This is a genomic window from Corallococcus terminator, from assembly GCF_049194865.1.
Lineage (GTDB): Bacteria > Myxococcota > Myxococcia > Myxococcales > Myxococcaceae > Myxococcus > Myxococcus terminator_A.
In genome coordinates this window covers 1-16,926 of record NZ_JBLZWL010000005.1, presented here as the reverse complement: position 1 = coordinate 16,926, position 16,926 = coordinate 1, and the positions used below count along the sequence as shown (strand labels likewise).

General features: G+C 66.9%; 12 protein-coding genes. 6 read left to right on the top strand and 6 right to left on the bottom strand.

The genetic code is table 11. The features are described from left to right. The first annotated feature begins 126 nt into the window (after window positions 1-126). The 5 genes from ACN469_RS05485 (at window position 127) to ACN469_RS05465 (ending at window position 4,001) form a co-directional block, all read left to right on the top strand. On the top strand, window positions 127-726 hold the full coding sequence (locus ACN469_RS05485) for a thymidine kinase (RefSeq protein WP_498764840.1): 600 nt from the start codon (window positions 127-129) through the stop codon (window positions 724-726). A 45-nt stretch (window positions 727-771) separates the two neighbouring features. Continuing rightward, window positions 772-1,587: a uracil phosphoribosyltransferase gene (locus tag ACN469_RS05480; RefSeq protein WP_498764838.1), complete on the top strand. Its 816-nt coding sequence runs from the start codon at window positions 772-774 to the stop codon at window positions 1,585-1,587. Between the two features lie 13 nt (window positions 1,588-1,600). Further along, on the top strand, window positions 1,601-2,134 hold the full coding sequence (hpt, locus tag ACN469_RS05475; protein WP_498764836.1) for a hypoxanthine phosphoribosyltransferase: 534 nt from the start codon (window positions 1,601-1,603) through the stop codon (window positions 2,132-2,134). Window positions 2,135-2,366: 232 nt separating this feature from the next. Continuing rightward, window positions 2,367-3,194, top strand: a complete 828-nt coding sequence (gene aqpZ / locus ACN469_RS05470; protein ID WP_498764834.1) for an aquaporin Z — start codon at window positions 2,367-2,369, stop codon at window positions 3,192-3,194. Between the two features lie 150 nt (window positions 3,195-3,344). Continuing rightward, the gene (locus ACN469_RS05465) at window positions 3,345-4,001 is read left to right on the top strand and encodes a LysE family translocator (protein ID WP_498764832.1); all 657 of its coding nucleotides are present in this window, start codon (window positions 3,345-3,347) and stop codon (window positions 3,999-4,001) included. A gap of 20 nt (window positions 4,002-4,021) precedes the next feature. Here the strand turns inward: ACN469_RS05465 and ACN469_RS05460 are convergent, their stop codons facing one another. From ACN469_RS05460 to ACN469_RS05445, 4 genes are read right to left on the bottom strand one after another with little or no spacing between them, the layout of a single operon-like run. Next, complete coding sequence (locus ACN469_RS05460) at window positions 4,022-4,696, bottom strand: site-2 protease family protein (RefSeq protein WP_498764830.1); 675 nt, start codon at window positions 4,694-4,696, stop codon at window positions 4,022-4,024. Window positions 4,697-4,748: 52 nt separating this feature from the next. Beyond that, on the bottom strand, window positions 4,749-6,083 hold the full coding sequence (locus ACN469_RS05455; protein ID WP_498764828.1) for a hypothetical protein: 1,335 nt from the start codon (window positions 6,081-6,083) through the stop codon (window positions 4,749-4,751). Window positions 6,084-6,110: 27 nt separating this feature from the next. Then, window positions 6,111-7,451 carry a hypothetical protein gene (locus ACN469_RS05450; RefSeq protein WP_498764827.1) on the bottom strand — a complete coding sequence of 447 codons (1,341 nt, stop codon included), beginning with the start codon at window positions 7,449-7,451 and terminating at the stop codon, window positions 6,111-6,113. 34 nt (window positions 7,452-7,485) lie between these two features. Next, window positions 7,486-13,578 carry an RHS repeat-associated core domain-containing protein gene (locus tag ACN469_RS05445; RefSeq protein WP_498764825.1) on the bottom strand — a complete coding sequence of 2,031 codons (6,093 nt, stop codon included), beginning with the start codon at window positions 13,576-13,578 and terminating at the stop codon, window positions 7,486-7,488. A gap of 267 nt (window positions 13,579-13,845) precedes the next feature. On the opposite strand from ACN469_RS05445, the gene ACN469_RS05440 reads away from it, so the two are divergent. Further along, window positions 13,846-14,496 carry a GNAT family N-acetyltransferase gene (locus ACN469_RS05440; protein ID WP_498764823.1) on the top strand — a complete coding sequence of 217 codons (651 nt, stop codon included), beginning with the start codon at window positions 13,846-13,848 and terminating at the stop codon, window positions 14,494-14,496. 86 nt (window positions 14,497-14,582) lie between these two features. On the opposite strand, the gene ACN469_RS05435 is transcribed toward ACN469_RS05440, so the two are convergent. Together ACN469_RS05435 and ACN469_RS05430 are read right to left on the bottom strand one after the other, a co-directional pair. Continuing rightward, window positions 14,583-16,001 (bottom strand): hypothetical protein, encoded by a 1,419-nt coding sequence (locus ACN469_RS05435; RefSeq protein ID WP_498764821.1) that lies wholly within the window; start codon window positions 15,999-16,001, stop codon window positions 14,583-14,585. Window positions 16,002-16,096: 95 nt separating this feature from the next. Beyond that, on the bottom strand, window positions 16,097-16,926 hold an 830-nt coding region (locus tag ACN469_RS05430), incomplete at its 5' end, for a hypothetical protein (protein WP_498764819.1).

Sequence of the window (16,926 nt, the reverse complement as noted above, 5' to 3'; positions counted from 1 at the left end):
GCAGGCGGGGGAGCAGGCCCCGGCACGCCAGCGGGCCCTGTCACGAGGACGCGGTTGGCGGTTGACTCCCGCGGGGGGGTGACAGAGTATCCGCGCCCCTCCGCCCCCAGGCCAGGCGAGCGTCCCTTGCACCAATTCCCCAAAGATATCGGGTGGATAGAGGTCATCTGCGGTTCGATGTTCTCCGGTAAGACGGAGGAGTTGATCCGCCGCATCCAGCGCGCCGTGTACGGCAAGCAGAAGGTGCAGGTGTTCAAGCCCCGCATCGACAACCGCTACGACGAAACGCAGGTGGTGAGCCACTCGAAGCAGCGGGTGACGTCCACGCCGGTGGAGCGGGCTGAAGAGATTTTTTACCGGTTGGAGCCCGACACGCAGGTGGTGGGCATCGACGAGGTGCAGTTCTTCGGCGCCGAGGTCGTCGCGGTGGTGGAGGCGCTGGCCAACAAGGGGCTGCGCGTCATCTGCGCGGGCCTGGACCAGGACTACCAGGGCCGTCCCTTCGAGCCGATGCCGCAGCTGATGGCGGTGTCGGAGTACGTGACGAAGGAGCTGGCCATCTGCGTGGTTTGCGGCAATCCGGCCAATCGCTCCCAGCGCATCGTCTCCAGTGGCGAGCGCGTGGTGGTGGGCGCGGCGGGCGCGTACGAGCCCCGGTGCCGCAAGTGTCACGTCCCGGAGCCCACCGAGGGCACTCCGCCGCAGACGCTCGAACTGTTCGACTGACGCCGATTCGCCCCCTGGGCTTCGGGCACGAGAGGAACCGACCGCATGCGTGACACCCTGTACGCGAACGTGCCCTTCCGGCTGAACGAGATGACCCACCACTATGGACCCAACGTCCACCTGGTGGGCAATCCGTTCCTGCTCTCCCAGTTGGCGACGCTGTGCGCGAAGGGGGTCATCCAGCCGCAGGTAAACCGGCTGGTGGAGACGCTCTACAGCGACCTGGTGAAGACGGTGGTGAACGCGGAGTTCCCGCGGAAGATGGTCAGCCTGCCGACACGGATGATCGACTCCACCCCGCAGGGGCTCTACCAGGGAGAGGTCATCGACCCTCACGTCCGGGTGGTGACGGTGAACATCGCGCGGGCGGGCACGCTGCCGTCGCAGGTGACGTATGACCTGCTCAACGCCACGGTGGACCCGTCGGTGGTGCGGCAGGACCACATCATCATGAGCCGGATGATCGACGCGGCCGAGACGGTGGTGGGCTCCCAGATTGGCGGCGCGAAGATTGGCGGCGACGTGGATGACGCGCTCGTGCTCTTCCCGGACCCCATGGGAGCCACGGGCGGCAGCCTGTCCACGGCCATCAAGCTCTACAAGGAGAAGGTGCCCGGCACGGCCCGGCGCATCATCACCCTGAACCTCATCGTCACGCCGGAGTACTTGCGGAAGATGACGACGGACCATCCGGACGTGGTCATCTACGCGCTCCGGTTGGACCGAGGCCTGTCTCCGCCGGAGGTCTTCGGCACGGCGCCGGGCGCGCTCTGGGAGAAGGAGCGAGGCCTGGATGACCGGCAGTACATCGTCCCCGGAGGCGGCGGCTTCGGGGAGATCATGAACAACGCCTACGTGTAGCGCGGAGGAAGCCTTGGCGTTCTACGAGCAGGAAGTCGGCGTCCATATTTCCGAGGAGAAGCTGCAGGAGCGCGTGCGGGAGCTGGGCGCGCAAATCACCCGGGACTACGCGGGCAAGGAGCTGACGCTCGTCTGTGTGTTGAAGGGCTCCACGTTCTTCGCCATGGACCTGGCGCGGGCGGTGGACCTGCCGCTGACGTTGGAGTTCCTGGGCGTGTCCAGCTACCAGGGCGGCACGGAGACGACGGGCGAGGTGCGCATCACCACCGACGTCAGCAAGCCGATGGCGGGCAAGCACCTGCTCATCATCGAGGACATCATCGACACGGGGCTCACCATGAGCTTCCTGCTGGAGAACCTGCGGGCCCGGCACCCGGCGTCGCTGAAGCTGTGCTCGCTGCTGGAGAAGCCGGCGCGCGCGCGGACGAAGATCGACATCGACTACAAGGGCTTCGTCATCGATGACCTCTTCGTCGTCGGCTACGGTCTGGACTTCGGGGAGAAGTACCGGAACGTGCCATTCATTGGCGTGATGAAGGGCAAGTAGCCCTCCGGTCTCCCTCGGGCGCGCGGGAAGTGGGTCGCCTTCCCGCCGGCTCGTGAATCAGGGGTGGCGGAGCATCGAGCGCCTCGCATGGATGCCACTCTCCAGGCGTGGAGCGCGGTTTCCCGTTGTCGTCGGCCCGAGCGTGCGCAGCGTCCCAAGTGGGACAGATTGCGCCGCGGGGCGCCAGACGCGAGTGCTCGTGTCCTGGTGTGTGCGGCCGGAGAGAGAGCGCATGCGTTCAGCGACAGACAAGCGGCTCCCCGCTGCATCCGCGGCTGGGATCAATGATTCGATGCGGAGGTACATGGCGGAGTTCATCGGGACGTTCGTCCTGGTGCTTGGTGGCGTGGGAGCGGCCGTGCTGGCGGGGGACCGCATCGGTTTCCTGGGGGTGTCCTTCGCCTTCGGACTCTCGCTGCTGGCCATGGTGTATGCGATTGGGCCCATCTCCGGCTGCCACGTGAATCCCGCGGTGACGGTGGGGCTGTCGCTGGCGGGCAAGTTCGAGAACAAGCACATCCTCGGCTACATCGTCGCGCAGTGTCTGGGGGCCGTGCTGGCGGCGGGCGTGGTGCTGCTCATCGCGAAGGGCGTACCGGGTGGCTATCAGGCCTCGGTTGCGGGGCTGGGCTCGAACGGGTACGGCATCGCGTCACCCGAGGGCTATGGCGCGGGGGCGGCGTTCCTGGCGGAGGTCATGCTCACCTTCCTGCTCGTGTTGACGGTGCTGGGTGCGACGGACGCGAAGGCGCCGGTAGGCTTCGCCGGCCTGGCCATTGGCCTGGTGCTGACGCTCATCCACCTGGTGGGCATCCCCGTGACGAACACCTCGGTGAATCCCGCGCGCAGTCTGGGGCCGGCGGTGTTCGCGGGCGGGCAGGCGCTCGGCCAGCTTTGGATGTTCGTCATCGCGCCGATGCTGGGCGCGGGCCTGGCGGCGGCGGTGTACCGGTCCGTGTTCAGCCCGGCGGGCGCCATCACCGCTCGCACGGCCGAGCGCTCGCTGGATGTCGAGCGCAAGGAGCGGGTCGAGCAGGACCGTACTCGCTCGCCGGTGTAGGGCGAGAGAGGCTGCTTCACGTGGACGGGCCTTGCTCACCCGAGCAGGGCTCGTCTCGCGAGGGCCACCCGCCGGTGGCTTTCGTGGCGGTGCTTCCGGGCGTATACGGGGGCTGGGAAGGGGCCGTGCCTTCCCGCTCCCTGCTCCGGGATGACGGAGCGAAAGCCCTTCGACATGCTCTTCGAGCCGACGCGCCTGGTGGCCTTTCTTCTCGCGGGACTGGTCCTCAACCTCACGCCAGGGCCGGACACGATGTATGTGCTGGCCAGGAGCATGGGGCAGGGCCGCGCCGCGGGCCTCGTCTCCGCGCTGGGCATCTGTGTCGGCTGCCTGTTCCACATCGCGGCGGCGGCCCTGGGATTGTCGGCGCTGCTGGCGACCTCGGCCATGGCCTTCATGGTGGTGAAGTGGGTGGGCGCGCTCTACCTCGTGTGGATGGGCGCGCGGATGCTGCTCAGCAAGCAAGGGCCCGAGGCGGTGCGGGGGCTCCAGCCCGCGAGCCTGTGGCGAATCTTCCGCGACGGTGTCGTCACCAACGTGCTGAACCCGAAGGTGGCCTTGTTCTTCCTGGCCTTCCTGCCGCAGTTCGTGGACCCGACGCGAGGCTCGCCGGGCCTGCAGTTCGTCCTGCTCGGGCTCTTGTTCGACGTGACGGGGACTTTGTGGCTCGCGTTCCTCGCGGGCGTGGCGGGCGCGTTTGGCGGTTGGCTGCGACGCAACCCGCGCTTCGCGGCGTGGCAGCAGCGGGTGACGGGGGGCGTCTTCGTCGCGCTGGGCGCGCGGCTTGCGCTCCAGGAGCGCTCCTAGCCGTCGCGGCGTCGCTGCCTTCAGCGGAAGATGGCGGCGCCGAACAGATAGAGCGAGTAGCCGGCCCAGGGCAGCAGGAGGAGCAGCGTCACGAGGTTCAGGCTCGCGGCCCACACCGGGAGGCGCGAGCGCTGGTGACGCCAGGGGAGGGCCAGCAGCGAGCCTCCCGCCAGGATGGGCATGGGCAGCAGGTTGATGGCGGCCACCTTGGCGCTCACCAGTCCCCAGGCCCGGGTCAGCTCGCCCTCGCGCAGCAGGGCGACGAAGCGGTCGATGCGGCCGGGGAGCCTCGAGTACTGGAAGGGGACGGTGAAGCCGGTGAGGAACTGGCTCAGTCCCTCGCTGGCGCCGAGACAGGCCATGGCGACCACGATGAGGAGCGCCCAGGGCAAGAGGATGGTGGCCGCGTGCAGGACCATTGGGAGCTGGTGGAGGCGGTTGTCGGCGGGGGCTTCCGTGGGCGCATCATCGGGAGGCCCGTTGAAGCGCACGGCGCTGCCCAGGGGGATGAGCGGATGCACGGCCCACTGGATGCCGACCAGCGACAGGGTGACGAGGCGGGGGCCGTAGCCCAGCTTCACCAGGGTGGGCCTGACGCCCAACGAGCTGGCCACCGCCGCCTGACTCAAGCCCCAGAGGGCGGTGACGGAGAAGGCGAGCATCCAGAGCCAGAAGAGCAGGGCGGCACGTTCCATGGGCGTACCCCCTGTCTATCACGTGGCGCCGGAGGGTTTCACCGCGCCGGGGTCAGCGGCATGGGTTGGTGATGTCCTCCGTTATCTGAGGCAGGTCGAGCGTGATGGAATTTTCGAGAAAGAGGCCGTCGGATGCCACCTGATTGCCAAGCGTCCCCGAACCCGTGGCGGTGGCGAAGGCCACCAGTCTGACCTGCAGTATCTCCCTGAACGTCACTTGAGGATGGGTGGCGATGTCGGTGGCGCTGAATCGCCAGGCCGCGGCGTTCTCGACGGTGAGGTGGGTACCGGCGAGGAGGCTCAGGTTCTTGACCCTGGGAGGGATGCCTTCGTACCGGGTGGACCCCCATTCGTCGAAAGAGCCCATGGTGTCGTACAGGGAATCCCATGGGTCGCGGTGGAAGTGGTCCCAACTCGCGGTGCCAGGGCCGAGCTCGCTTTGATTCGCCAGACTCCAACCGTCGGTGATTTGAACGATGGGGCCGTGGGTCGCCAACCAATGGTTGGGAAGGCAGGCGCCATCCTGCAAGTACCTCACGTGCATGGGAACGGAGAGCTGCGTGACGAAGCCTGGGCCGTTCGTCGTGGCCGGACTCGTGCCTAGCAGCGGCACGCCTCGGTTAGGGGCACACTCAGTGGACACGCCATATTGCCAGTAACCCCTGGCCTGGTTCGTGTTCACCATCAGCGGGCCGGGATTGACAGTCGCTTGCTGGACACGAATGACCACGTAGTCGGCGTTCGCCTTGCCGTTCTCCCGGTAGACATAGAACGAGCTTCTGAACCCCCTCTCGAAAGTCTGGACTTTCCCCTGGGTGGCGGGCCAACCGGGATTTCTTATCCTGATAGCGTCGAGACGGGTCGTCGTTCGAATGCCATACATGACGCCCCGAGGGGGAATCAGCCCGGGGCCTCCCACGTCGAGAGGGGTCAGCGCCCGATGGGACTCCAGGAGCTTGCCCCAGTCCTTCCTCGTGGTGTCTCTCTCGAGGTGGGGCGGCGCGGATTGCTCGGGAGGGAGCGCCGTCGATGCCGCGCCGAGTACGGTCAGGGCATAGCTCGACGGTGTGGCGGCCCGCGGGTCTCGGCTGACCATCAGGGTCGCGACACTGTCCTCCATCCGTGTTCCCACGACTCGAGACACGGCTTCATGGGACAGGGGGTCCAGGCGGTCCATCACCAGCGTCTTGCCCGTGTCCAGCGCCGCTTTCAGGAGGTGACCATACTGGTCCGGCTTCGTGGTGGCGCAGTCCACCCAGAGCACCTCCGCTTGCTCCAGGCCGTCCGTGACGAAGACCTCTCCCATGTCTTTCAGTGTGTTGAAGTCGGGGCCGGTGGCGGCTCCCTTGTAGAGGATTTTCGGCTTTGCCCGTGTCGTCGATTCCATATTCAACGGACCTCCGTCGCACCTGGTTCAGCGGCACTGGCTGGGGACATCTTCTGTCACCTGGGGGAGGTTGAGAGTGATTTCATGGGTTGAGGCCTCCGGGTCGCGCACTGAATGTTCGTAAGTACGGGTGACTGTTCCGTAGGGAGTAGTAAAGGCTATCAGTCGTTGCCACAGCTTTTCGGTGAACGTCACCTGGGGGTCGGCCTGGATGTCGCTGGCTACGAAGCGCCAGGCCGCGACGCTCTCAACGGTGAAGGAAGAACGGGCATGGAGGCTCAGCGGCTTGACCTTGACACCGAGGACGCCGCTCATCTCGTACCTGGAGCGCCACCAACGCTCGTAGTCGTCGGGCGGGTCCTCGATGGAGTCCCATGGAGCGAGGTGGGAGTGTCGCCACGCCGCCTTGCCTGAGAGGGTGCTGCTCAGATTCGACACACCCCAACCCTCGCTGGGGCGAGTCACGGGGCCGTAGGTCGCTGACCAGTACTGGGGGAGACAGCTCCCTTCCTGCAAGAGCTTCACGTGCAGGGAGAGGGAGAGTTGTGTGAGGCTGTTCGGCCCGCTCGTCGTCATGGGACTGGCACCCAGCAGTGTCGCGGTCCGATTGTGAGTGCATTCAGTGTTCAGTTCGAATTGCCAATAGCCCCTGACCTCGGCCAGGTCCGCCATCAGCGGGCCGGTGTTGAAGGTCGCCTGCTGGACACGGATGACCACGTAGTCCGTGTTCGTGCCACCGTTCTCCCGGTAGACATGGAACGAGCTGTTGAACCCATGCTCCACGCGCTGGAAGCTATTTTGCCTGCGGAACCAGCGAGGAGGGGTCAACTGCGTGCTGGAAATGCCGGAGTGGGTCCGAATGCCATACATGACGCCCTGGGGAGGAATCAACCGGGCGTCACCCAGGGAGATGAGGGTGTGGTCCCGGTGGACTTCGAGGATCGCCCCCCAATCATGCCGTGCTCGCTCCCCGCCGTGGAAGGAAGGCTCGGCGTCCCCCTGGGGCGCGCTCGTGGTCGGCGACTCACCGAGCACGGTGAGGGCATACTTGGAAGGTGTCGGGGAGCGGCTGACCACCAGGGTCGCGGCATGGTCCTGGAGTCGGGTGCCCACGAGCCGCGACATGGCCTCATGGGCCAGGGGGTCCAGGTGGTCCATCACCAGCGTCTTGCCCGCGTCCAGCGCGGCCTTCAGGAGATGGCCATACTGGTCCGGCTTCGTGGTGGCGCAATCCACCCAGAGCACCTCCGCCTGCTCCAGGCCGTCCGTGGTGAAGACCTCCCCCACGTCTTTCAGTGTGTTGAAGTCGGGACCCGTGGCGGCTCCCTTGTAGAGGATCTTCGGCTTCGCCCGTGTCGTCGATTCCATATGCGATTGCCCTCCACCCGTTGTCTGCCTGGTCCTAGATGAGCTTCTCCGCGTGAAGCCCGTTGACTGTGTTCCCAGCCGCGGTGCCCAGCGTGCCTCCCAGGGCCCGAGCCACGAATTTGCCGAGGGTCTTCAGTTGCGTCGCCGCCGACTGGACAATCGGGGAGGAGATGGACTTTCGCGAGGGTCCATCCAACAGGGCCTGGGCCGGAGCGCGGAGTGAGGCTTTTCGATATCCCCTGAGCGCGTCCCAGCCACTGGACACTCCTCCCACCAACGCACCAGACACCGCCGCGAACCCGAGGTCCTTCGTCAGTGCCACTCCGTCGATGGCGTTTCCAGCCAGCTGGCCGACGGTGTTGGAGACCGCGCCTCCGATGGCGTCCGTACCTGCCTGCAAGAAGACCCTCCCAAGGTTCGACGCGGTCAGACCGAGGCGCGTCGCCAGCATTCCTCCCCCGGCGGAGAAGCCTCCCGCGATGGCGCCGGTCGCCGCGCCGAGGCCTAGCTGGATGCCCCATTTCCCAAAGTCGGCCTGCTCTCCCTTGGCGCTCGTGGCGATGTTGTAGGCCAGTCCCCCGAGCCCGGCGCCCACCAACGCACCCACGCCCATGGTCATGAAGAATGCTCCGGCGCCCTGGAGGCCCGGAACGAATGACAGCGCGACGCCACCGACGATGAGCAGGGCGTCCACTGTGTACGTGACAATCTCCTTCCAGTTGTTGCTGACCCAGTTCGGAATGGTGTTGGTGAAGAAGTTCGCGACGGCTCCGATGGCCTTACCCGCGCCCGACACGATGTCGGAGAAGAAGGACCCGATGCTGCTGAACAGGCCGAAGCCCGACGGGTCCATCAGCGTCATCGGGTCGTTGAGGACGTAGGCGTAGCGGTTGTACGCCCCCATGTTCTCCTCGGGTGCACCCAGCTGCGTGTCCGCGGTGATGAAGCCGCCCAGCAGCGGGCTGTAGTAGCGCGACGAGGCGTAGTAGAGCCCCGTGCTGTCCAGCTCGAGCCCGGTGTACTTGCGCCGGAAGTCGTCGCTGCCCGAGCTCAGCCGTGGCGCCCCGAACGGGTCGTAATCCACGGCGCTCGACACCTGCCCCTGCTCGTCGGTGACCAAGGTGGTGCTCTGGATGTTGTTGAAGTGGAAGTAGCGCGAGCCTGGTGACGGCACGCCTGCCTGTCCCACCGGAGGCGTGCCCGACTCCACGGTGGTGACGGTGGCCACGAGCTGCTCGCCGTCCATGATGGAGCGGGTGTGCTGGCGCGCGCCGTTGGAGAAGGCGACGACCTCGTAGCAGGGGGCGACGTAGTACGTCGTCAGTCCAGGCTCGGTCTTCTTCAGCCGCCGTCCGTCCTGGTCATACGTAAAGCTCACCTCGCCTGCCTGCTGGAGTCGGCGCTCGCCGTCGTAGCTGAAGCGGGTGGTTCTCCCCTGATGTTGCAATTCGACGAGGCTGCCGTTGGCGTCGTAGCGGGTGTGCAGGGCCTCCGGGTCCGAGGGGGAGGCGCCGCCGGAGATCTGGTGGCCCGTGCGCTCCAGCGTCAGCTCCGCCAGGCGTGTGAGGTTGCGCGCTCCGTCGTAGGCGAACTCCTGGACGCCGTAGCCGCCGCCCTGGGCCTTCACCAACTGCCCCAGGACGTCGTAGGTGAGGTTCTGGCTTCGCGACGCCTCCAGGCGGTCCTCGATGGCGCCTGCCTGCCAGAACGCGTTCCACGTCAGCGCGGAAGACGACACCGGACGCTCGGCCTTGTCGAAGACATCCTGGGTCAGCAGGTGGCCGTCCGCCGTGTACTTCCAGGTCGTGCGGACATCATTGCCATACCTCGCCACCGCGGGCGCACCGAGCGCGGAGAAGTCCGATTGGGTCAGGTGCTCCTTGTCTCCCTCGGTCAGCTTGAGGAGGCGCTGGAGCGCGTCGCGCTGGTAGCGGACCTCGGTCCTCGACGCATCCGGGTAGCTGACTCGGGAGACGAGCCGCGCGGGCGTGAAGTCCTGGTCCAGGGTGTAGGCGACGCCGTCCAGCGTCAGCTTGACGGACGTCGTGTTTCCATCCTCGTCGTAGCCATAGGCATACGTGGAGCCATCGGGGAGCTGGACGCCTGTCAGGTGCCCCGGGGAGTGAGGGCTGGTCGGCTCGTCGTAGGTGTAGCGTGTCAACTCGCTGCCCACCTGCTTCGAGGTGCGCCTCAGGAGCGCGTCGTGCTGGAACGTCGTCACCAGGCCGGCGCCGTCGGTGTGGGTCCAGGTCCGTTGCGCGTCCTGGTAGGCGTAGGTCTCCTGGGTGAAGAGGGTGGTTCCCGAGCGGGTGGTGACGGCGGTGTGTCGGCCCAGGCCGTCGTAGGCGAAGGTCGTCTCCACCTTGGGGTCTGTCGCGCTCAGCCGTCGGCCCAGGACGTCATGGGTGAAGCGGGTGGTGTGGCCCAGACTGTCCTGGAGCAAATCGAGGCTCCGGGCATCCCCGTGGTAGCTGTAGGTCATCGTCCGCGTGCGCGGCGCTGGAGTCGTGGCGCCCTCGGTGAGGACGACGCGGTTGGCGTGGGGGTACGCGTAGGTGGTGACGTTGGGCGTGCTTCCGGCGCCGGGGGTCTCCTGGCGTACCACGCGCTCATACTCGTCATAGACGAGGGCCTGGGCGCGCTGAGGCGTGTCGCCGCTGAAGTAGGGCAGCGTCTGCTCCAGCGCCCGGTCATGCGCGTCGAGGATGGTGTCCCCCAGGATGGCCCGGCCGACGAGCTGGCCGTTCTCCTGGCCCTGGCTCGCCGTTCGCGTGACGCGCCCGAAGCCATCCACGTAGTCCGTGCGCACCGCCCAGACGTCGCGGCTCCACTCCTGGCGGGTCAGCGACCTGTGGTACGGCCCCGTCGAGTCCTGGCCATGCTCGAAGCGCGTCGTCGCGACGAGTGAGCCTCCTGGCCCCATGCGTCGCGACTCCACCAGTCGGCCCAGTCCGTCGTGCAGGTGGACCTCGCGAGCGCCATGGGGTTGCGTCTGGGAGGTCAACACTCCCGTGGCCGCGTCGTGCTGGAACTCGAACTGCAAGGTGCGTCCCGATGTCGGCGTGGGGAGTACGCGCCTGCTCGAGAAGGTGTGCCAGGTGGCGTCGTGGGTCTCGGTGATGATGCCCCCGCCTGGCAGCTCGATGCGTGTCTGATTTCCCCAGGCGTCATACTCGTACGAGTAGACCTGCCACGTGTCGCCGCTGCTCCAGCGCGAGTGGGTCTTCACGTCCCACGTCATGGGGTCGTGCGTCATGCGCTCGCAGCGGAGCGTCTGGTTCCCCGCCGGGTCCGCGCTGAGCCGGAGCTCCTTGAGCAGGCCGAAGCGGTGTCGTTCCTCGCTGTTCTCGAACACCTGCCAGGTGTGGAGCGTTTCAGTGGGGGCTCCTGGGGTGCTCAGGGAGATGGAGATGGCGTTGCCGTAGCCGTCGTATCGGAGCGTCTTGATGCGCACGCAGTCGGGGGTGTCCGAGGTCGCGAAGGTGTAGAACTTCTTCCTCACCGCCGTGGTCTGTATCTGGTGGACGCCCAGGCTCGAGGGCGTGTTGTATTCGTATTCGGCTCGGGTCATGAGCGCCTGGTCAGAGGCTCGCCGCACCATCTGCGATTTCACCGTGTAGGTGAGAGGGAACTCCTGGTGGTAGCGCGTATCGGTGATGATGCCCGTGGGGCCCGTGTGCGGGTCCGTCTTGGTCCAGGCGGAGAAGCTGAGCCAGCCTCGCCCCCGGAGGCTCAACCGCGCGCCCCTGTACTTGAAGGAGTGGGCATAGCGCTGGGTCTGTGAATAGACCTGGGTGTAGGAGGCCACGACATAGCGGGGATACTGGATGCTGCGGGACGCGAAGGTCATGCCGACGGCGTCGGCTTGATTGCGAGGGTTCGCGGCCAGCGCGTACGTGGCGCCCGGGAGCTGGTTGTTGAAGAGGGACTGAGGGTCCACCTGCTCCTGTTCCGCCGCCATCCGCTCCTGTTCCGATGGCGGCTCCCGGTCATAGACGGCGGGGTCGGTGATGGGCTTGTAGGCGAGCTCGAAGCGGCCCCCCAGGCCATTGGTGCTGGACGCCACCAGATCCGGGTACTCGGAGGTGGCCGCCAGCAAGTGGGCCGCGCCCGAGCCATCCACGTGCAGGAGGTCCGCCTTGCCCACGCCAGACAGGCCCAGGGCTGTCGTGAACTCGCCCGCGGCCACGACGGCCGGAAGCTGAGACGCCTTCTCGTGGAAGCGCAGCGTGCCCCCCTCGTTGACCATCACCGCGAGCCTGCGGACTTGTTGCGAGCCGTCGCGAAGGTGCTCGCCCACAATCACCAGGTCGTCGCGCCCGTTGCCGGTGACATCCGCGGGGATGAGGTGGGGAATGGTGGCGCCGTATTTGAGGCCTGTGCTCCCCAGGTCCTGGACCACGAAGCCCTTGCCGGTGTTGTACAGCAAGCGCAGGTGCAGGGTGGTTCCCACGGTATAGGGATTGATGAGGTCTGTCTGGCCATCGCCATTCAGGTGGATGGGGATGAGGCCGCCGGTCCACGGGATGCGAGTGCCCGAGGGCAGCAGAGGAGTGCTCTGGGGCTGGAAGCCCTTGCGGTCGGGTTGGGCCTTCAGCCAGCTCAATGCGAGGGAGCCGTCGCTGCTGTTGGTCGCGTAGACGAGGTCTGTCTGCCCGGAGCCGTCGAGGTCCAGGGGGAGCAGGAGCCCTCCGTGGAGGAGGGAGGTGGAGATGGGGCCGTGCGTCGAGGGGGCGAAGGTGTTTCCATTGGAGTACAGGACGTCCAGCTTCAGTCTGAACCCGTCTTTCGTGGCGTAGACCAGGTCGGTGCGGCCGTCGCCGTCGGCGTCCAGCGCGAGCAGTCGTCCACCCCAGAGGAGGTTGTCGGGGCCGACGCCATTCACGGCGCCTTCGCGGACGAGGGTCCACTGGCCGTCGCGCTCGGTGGCCTTGAACAACGTCAGCCCCAACTTGCCGCCGTTGTTCACCGCGTAGACGAGGTCCATGCGGCCGTCGGCATCGATGTCGAGCGGGCAGAAGCTGCCACCCCAGGCCAGGTTTGTGCCGCTCAGGTCCACGGGGTGAGGGCCGTCCAGGCCCTCGCGGGTGGAGAAGTAGAGGTCCAGGCGAAGACGCAGGTTGTCGGGGTAGGCGTGCAGCACGTCCGTGAGGCCATTGCCGTTCACGTCGATGGGGATGCGGAGCCCGCCCTTCATGCTCTTGCCCAGTGCGCGCGAGGGCTGGAAGAGCGTGGGGACCTCGTCCGCCTGGCCCTGCCAGGTGAAGGTGGTGGGGGGCAGGGAGGTGTCCCGGGCCTCCGTGGCGATGGATTGCAGCAGGGGGCGGCGCGTGGCCTTGCTGGGCTGGTAGTCGAAGCGGTAGGTCCGCACCAGCGTGTCATCGACGAACGTCTGGACCTGCGAGAGCAGGCGCGTCATGCGGATGGGATGCCCGCCGAGCCAGGTGGTGGTGACGAGCTGCCGGTCGATGAAACCGAAGCGGACCTGTCGCTTTGTCGCGATGGGGCTCCTGACGTTGTCCGTGTACTCGATGAGCTTCGGGTAGTGGGCGTTGTTCTGGGCGTCGACGTCGTAGGTCACCGTCATGAAGTTGCCGTGACGGTCCGTGACGCGGTTGAGGGACCAGAGGCGGAGGGCGGGGGCGGCGCTCGACGCGGGCACGCGTGAGTCCGGTGTGGCGCCGTACTCACAGGTCTGTCCATCCCGGGTTTGGACGGTGAAGGACTGAGGACCCCACTGGAGGTCCCACCCGGTGGGGTAGTGGGGGACGACCTTGTTCCATGTCTGGATTTCGGTGTGATAGATGGCCTGGGGTTGCCCGTAGGTGCCAGACACCGCCATCAGTCGCTGACCATCCAGGATGAAGCGGTCGTCGAGGTCGTAGCCGACGGCGCCGTGACGGCCGTCCTGGGCGAGCGTCTGTCCCGCGCGGGTGATGGAGGAGAGGCCGCTCAGGCCCCAGCCCATCCCGAGCAGGCCGTCTGTTCCTCCGCTGTTGTAGGCGATGCCCAGTTCGGGAGCGAGCCCGTTCGTGCCGGGAGGGACCTTGAGCTCGAAGGAGACGGAGGCGCCACCATCCTTGTCGACACTGAAGTGGTCGGTGAGCGTCCCCGTGCTGACTGCCATTGACCACCTCTTCGTAGGTGTCGAGGTTTTCTACAGACGGAAGTGTGACGAGAGTGAAAACAAGTGTGATTGGGAATGCCCGGCAAGTCGAGTCGAAGAAGCCGCGCGCGACCGGAGTACAAGGGGAATGTCACGTATCGGTTTTCGTCGGCGCAGCCCGCAATGACACTCATTTCGCGCAGGTCCGCCGAGGGGCAGGCGAGCGGGCGTGGCTTGCGACGAGCCGCCCGTTGAATCAATTCCTACCTTACGAGTGAGGATTGACGCATGCCGACTCGGAAGACGATACGCGGGGTTTCCTCTCCCAAGCGGAGCACGGCTCGACGCGCGACTTCGAAGCCGGCCACCTCGGTGGCTCCGTCGGGGCGCTTCTCTACCCATGAGGTTGATGCCAGGCGCTGGCCCGACTTCGCGCGCTTGTTCGAGAGCCAGGGCGGGCCCAGATACTGCTGGTGCATGGCGTGGCGGGCGGAAGGCGCGGAAGCCCGGCTCGCGGACAATGCGCACCGCGAGGCGGCGATGCACCGCCGCGTGAAGCAGGGGACTCCGGTGGGGCTGCTCGGCTACCTGGGGGACGAGCCGGTGGGATGGTGCTCCATCGCCCCCCGTGACACGTACCGCAAGGGACTCGGAGGACTGAAGCCGGAGGACGAGGCGCCGGAGCGCGTGTGGTCCCTGGCGTGCTTCTTCGTCACCCGGCAAGCGCGGGGGCAGGGGATTGCGCGGCGACTCATCAAGGCCGCCATCACCCATGCGCGCAAGCGGGGCGCCAGCGTCGTCGAGGCGTACCCCGTGGACCCCAGCTCACCGAGCTACCGCTTCATGGGCTTCGTGGAGACGTTCGAACAGCTCGGCTTCCAGGAAGTGGGGCGCGAGGGAAGTCGCCGCCACGTCTACCGGTACCCGTTGTCCGCGTGAGACGGAAGGCGGGCCCGGAACAGGAGGGCACGTCCCATGGGCGTGCCCCCCGTTGCGGACTCCTGGCCTTCACCCCGGTCTGCTCTTCAGCGGCAGGGGCTGGTGACGTCCTCCGTCACGCTGGGCAGGTTCAGGGTGATGGGCTTGGTGCCAGGGCCCAGGTTGAACCAGGAGATCTGGTGGTGGCCGTTGCCGGTGCCCGTGGGATTGGCGAAGGCCGCCAGCCGGTGGCTCAGCGACTCGGTGAAGGTCACGTTGGGATTGGAGCTGATCATGCTGGCGCTGAAGCGCCAGGCGGAGACGTTCTCGACGGTGAACGAGGAGCCCGCCAGGGTGTTCAGGTTCTTGACCCTTCCGCCGTAGCCTCCGTCGTACATGCTCGACCACCAGCGACCGAAGTCGTCGGGCGGGTCGTTGACCGCGTTCCAGGGGTCGCGGTGGAAGTGGTACCAGGCGGCCTTTCCCGAACCCAAGGTGCTCTGGTTCGACACCCCCCAGCCTTCGTTGGTCCGCCCCACCGGGCCGTGGGCCGCGGACCAGTAGTTGGCGAGGCAGCTCCCCTCCTGCAGGTACTTCACATGCAATGGGATGGAGAGCTGCGTGATCATGCTCCCTGCGTTGGTGGTGTCGGGGCTGGTGCTCAGCAGCGCCGCGCCCCGGTTGTTGGTGCACTCGGCGCGAAGCTCGAATTGCCAGTAGCCCTTCGCGTTGTTCTCACTCACCATGAGCGCCCCGGGGCTGAACGTCGCCTGCTGCACGCGAATCACGACGTAGTCCGCGCTCGACTTGCCATTCTCCCGGTAGACATAGAACGAGCTGTTGAAGCCATACTCCACGGACTGGGACTTGCCTCGCGTCGCGTTCCAGTTGTCCTTGGTCAGCCGCGCGCTGAAGCTGCCGGTCAGGGTCCGAATGCCATACATGACGCCCTGGGGCGGGATGAGCCCGGGGCCCCCCACGGAGCGGTTGGTGCGAGCCCGGTGGGCGTCGAGCGACGCCGCCCAGTCGTGCCGTGCCCCTTCGCTTTCGAGGACCCCGGGTGACGCCCTGACCTGGGGCGCGTTCGGCGGCCCCGCCTTGGCGGCCTTGGCATCGGCATCGCCCCCGGAGTGGACCTGCTCGTCGGCGTTGATGCGCGGCGCACCGTCCAGCACGGTGATGGAATAGCTGGAGGGAGTGGTGGCCTTCAAATCACGGGTGACCATCAGGGCCGCGGCACCCTCGTCCAACTGGGTGCCCACGATTTCCGACAGGGCCTTGTGGGCCTGGGTGTCGGGATGGCTGAGCACCAGCATCTTCCCCGCATCCAGCGCGGCGCGCAGCAGGGGCTCGTACTGGTCGGGCTTCGTCGTGGCGCAGTCGACCCAGAGCACCTCCGCGAGCTCCAGGCCGTCCTTGCCGTTCTTGACGGAGACCTCACCCACGTCCTTCAGGGCGTTGAAATCCTTTCCCGTCGGAGCTCCAGTGAAGAGGATCTTCGGCTTCGTCCGTGTCGTCGATTCCATGTGTGACTGCCCTCCACGTCGTGGAACTGCAACCAGGCCCTGGCCGGTCCCCGCGCCAGGGCCACAACAGGGTCATCGGGTGACGTCAGCGGCGCTCACTTCATCCCGGGCAGCAGGTACTGCTCCGCGTGCAGGTAGCTGAGCGTGTACCCGAGCGAGGTGCCGAAGGTGCCGCCCAGCGTGAGCGCGATGAGCTTGCGCATGCCCTCCACCTCCAACTGCATCGTCGGCCCTCCCGCGACGTTGTAGGACGCCCGGCGCAGTCCATCCGCCAGGCCATCCAGGTCATCCAGGGAGCGGGCCACCCGGCCGAGCGCGGCCTTGCCTCCGGACGCGACGACGCTGCCCAGGGCCCCCGCCGCGCCGCCGAACACCGCGGCGAACGTGAGGTCCGCGCCCAGCGGCGCCCCCGCGACGGCATTGCCAATCACCTGACTGGCCACGCCGGACACCACGCCGCCAATCAGGTCCGTGCCAGCCCTCAGGCCGATGTTGACCAGGCTCCGGCTCGCGAGGTTGAGGCCCGTCGCCGCCAGCTCGCCCACCGCGGAGAAGCCTCCGGCGATGGCGCCCGCCGCCGCGCCGATGCCCACCTGCGTGCCCCAGTCCGCCCAGCTGAACTCCTTGCCGGTGGCATTCGTACTGATGTTGTACGCAAGCCCTCCCAGGCCCGCGCCCACCAGGCCGCCCACCGCCATGCCCACGGCGAAGGCCGCGACACCTTGCAGGCCCGGGACGAACGACAGCGCGATGCCTCCCGCGATGAGCGCGATGTCCACCGCGTAGGAGACAATCTGCTCCCAGTTCTTGGAGAACCAGTTCGGCAGCGTGTTGGTGAAGAAGTTCTTGATGCTGCCGAACAGGCCGAAGCCCGACGGGTCGATGAGCGTCATCGGGTCGTTGAGGACGTAGGCGTATCGGTTGT

Excerpts from the sequence above, each read along its gene's own strand:
- ACN469_RS05480 (WP_498764838.1), top strand. The coding sequence starts at position 772 with ATGCGTGACACCCTGTACGCGAACGTGCCCTTCCGGCTGAACGAGATG.
- ACN469_RS05440 (WP_498764823.1), top strand. The coding sequence starts at position 13,846 with ATGCCGACTCGGAAGACGATACGCGGGGTTTCCTCTCCCAAGCGGAGC.
- ACN469_RS05435 (WP_498764821.1), bottom strand. The coding sequence starts at position 16,001 with ATGGAATCGACGACACGGACGAAGCCGAAGATCCTCTTCACTGGAGCT.
- ACN469_RS05450 (WP_498764827.1), bottom strand. The coding sequence starts at position 7,451 with ATGGAATCGACGACACGGGCGAAGCCGAAGATCCTCTACAAGGGAGCC.
- ACN469_RS05460 (WP_498764830.1), bottom strand. The coding sequence starts at position 4,696 with ATGGAACGTGCCGCCCTGCTCTTCTGGCTCTGGATGCTCGCCTTCTCC.
- aqpZ (WP_498764834.1), top strand. The coding sequence starts at position 2,367 with ATGCGTTCAGCGACAGACAAGCGGCTCCCCGCTGCATCCGCGGCTGGG.
- ACN469_RS05465 (WP_498764832.1), top strand. The coding sequence starts at position 3,345 with ATGACGGAGCGAAAGCCCTTCGACATGCTCTTCGAGCCGACGCGCCTG.
- ACN469_RS05445 (WP_498764825.1), bottom strand. The coding sequence starts at position 13,578 with ATGGCAGTCAGCACGGGGACGCTCACCGACCACTTCAGTGTCGACAAG.
- ACN469_RS05455 (WP_498764828.1), bottom strand. The coding sequence starts at position 6,083 with ATGGAATCGACGACACGGGCAAAGCCGAAAATCCTCTACAAGGGAGCC.